The organism is Microcoleus sp. Pol17C6, from assembly GCF_036701145.1.
Classification (GTDB): Bacteria; Cyanobacteriota; Cyanobacteriia; order Cyanobacteriales; family Microcoleaceae; genus Microcoleus.
In genome coordinates, this window is sequence record NZ_JAUBQH010000145.1 from 1 (window position 1) to 2,330 (window position 2,330).

Annotated in this window: 1 protein-coding gene and 1 pseudogene; both read left to right on the top strand. The window is 43.4% G+C overall.

Annotated features, from left to right (window positions below; all coding sequences use genetic code 11):
* Positions 1-76 precede the first annotated feature (76 nt).
* Positions 77-880 (top strand): annotated as a pseudogene (locus QUA25_RS29030) (DUF4058 family protein).
* Positions 881-1,027: 147 nt separating this feature from the next.
* The gene (locus QUA25_RS29035) at positions 1,028-2,266 is read left to right on the top strand and encodes a hypothetical protein (RefSeq protein ID WP_333043149.1); all 1,239 of its coding nucleotides are present in this window, start codon (positions 1,028-1,030) and stop codon (positions 2,264-2,266) included.
* The last annotated feature ends 64 nt before the right edge of the window (positions 2,267-2,330 follow it).

Below are 2,330 nucleotides of genomic sequence, written 5' to 3' on the forward strand. Positions count from 1 at the left end.
TGGATATACAACATTAGACTCTGGATAAAGTTGGTATGCCGTTGTTTTATTTTATCCAGAGTGATGAAAGAGCGCTATGCCTTCACCCTTTCCTGGAATGGACCCCTACTTAGAACACCCCGATTTCTGGCAGGAAACTCATCATTGGTTAATTTCTGCGATCGCGGCATCCTTAGTCCCTCAAATTCGCCCTAAATATGAGGTTGCAATCGACAAACGCATCTATGAAATTACCGATCCAAATGACAGTAACAGCGACTCCATTTTAGTAGGTATCCCCGATGTCGCGATTAAGCGTCAATCTAATAACCCCAATATTCCTACAGGTTCAGTTGCCACTTTAACTGTAACACTTCCGACTACCGTCAAAGTGCCTGCTCCTGAAAAAATCAAACAGACTTATCTGGAAGTGCGAGAAATGGCAACGAAACAAGTTGTCACCGCAATTTAAATTCTTTCTCCTGTCAACAAACGTAGTGGAGAAGGAAGAATTACTTATCTCAAAAAACGTCAGAGTATTTTAGGCAGCTTAACCAATTTAGTCGAAATCGATTTACTACGACAATGGGAATCTATGCCCATTATTAACAATTCTATTCAAAGCGATTATCGGATTTTAGTCAGTTCCAGCGAGCGCCGTCCGTTTGCCGAACTTTATGCTTTTAATCTCCGCGATTCTTTACCTATATTTCCGCTTCCCTTGCGTGAGGAAGATGTAGAACCTATTGTTAATTTACCAGAATTATTTGCAGGTGTTTACGATCGCGCTGGCTATGATTATCGGATCGATTACGATCGAGAACCCGTACCGTCTCTATCGGAAGAAGATCGGGTTTGGGCTACCCAACTTTTGCAAGAAAAAGAACTTCGAGATAATTAATTATATTTTACTTTATATCCTAGAGTTAGTCGCGCTCGACAATCTCTAAATCCACTTGAAAATTTCGCAGCGACGGACTAAACGGCAGCAGGCAAGATATAATTACTACCAACTATTTAAAAGAGGAATATTTATTTTATGCCGCTAATGGACTTAGGTAATTTTAAAACTAGGGTAATTGGATGCAGTGCGGTGATGGCTATTGGACAAGTTATTTCAAATGCGATCGCCAATCCGGCAACTCAAGCAGCAGCGGGTATGATCGGCGGCCCGATCGCACTTGGGGGAGTTTCGATTTTGGCGGCGATTGCTAGTGGTATAGCGGGGAATATTGCGGCTAATGACCTCGGAAATCGGCTGACGGAAGGGTTGAGCAAAAATCCGAGGATTCTCGATAATCACGATTTGATTAAGGCGGCGGGTGAGGCGATCGGCTATATTTTGAGAGAGGTTGCGAAGGCGGATAAATTAATTGCGATCGCCGAAACCAAAAATTTGCCTTATCCAGAAACAGCACTCAGTCAATTAGCCGAGAAAACTCCTGAATACTGGCTAAATATTAACACGAATACAGCCGATTTGTCAAGGGGTTTAAATATTTCCGAAGACCAGTTAACCAAGATTTTTTCTGCGGATGCCGAGGAGTTCGATCGAGTTACCGGATTGACAACGGCAGATTGGGCAACTTTTATCAACGAATTCGCCACTAGCGAGGGCAAATCCTTCGATGCGGAAATTGTGGAATTTGTCGCGGACAAACTGTACGCAACTTTCCCGAAAGCCTACCGCGAAGTGCTGAAACTGGATGCGGCGAAGGGAGGAGAAAAGTTTGCCGCGATGCTGTTGAATCTGCACCAAATTGCTTTGGCGGAACTGAGAGATTTGGGGCTGCAAAATGGGGCAATTCTCCAAAAGTTGGAGGCTGTGGCAACTGGGCAGCAGATTTGTCAAGTGATGGTGAAATTGTCAGCGATCGAAATTGGCATTCGGGACGATTTGGCGCAAATTAAAACATCACTGGAACGATTTGTTGATACTTCCGCGCCTCAATTGCCGCTTCCCTACGAGTGCGAAACGATTATTCAAGACCGGACTCAAGACTTTACTGGCCGCCGATTTGTGTTTGAAGCAATTATCGAATTTTTGCAGAAAAAGGCGAAAGGCTATTTTGTTTTAGAAGCTGATCCGGGTGTCGGGAAAACTTCAATTATGGCGAAGTTAGTGCTGCTGATGAAGCGGCGCTGTGTTGTCCATTTTAACTCGCAATCTCAAGGCACGGTTAAGGCAAAGCAATTTCTTGAAAATGCCTGCACTCAGTTAATTCAAGCCTTTAAACTGGATTACCCAAAATTGCCAGAAAATGCGACTACAGATCAATGGCACTGAAAAAGTGAGCAAAAAAAAATCTGTAAGGCAATATCTGCGTAGATAATTGCCTTACAAACCAAAA

Coding starts and splice junctions, on each gene's coding strand:
- QUA25_RS29035 (WP_333043149.1), top strand. CDS start 1,028: ATGGACTTAGGTAATTTTAAAACTAGGGTAATTGGATGCAGTGCGGTG.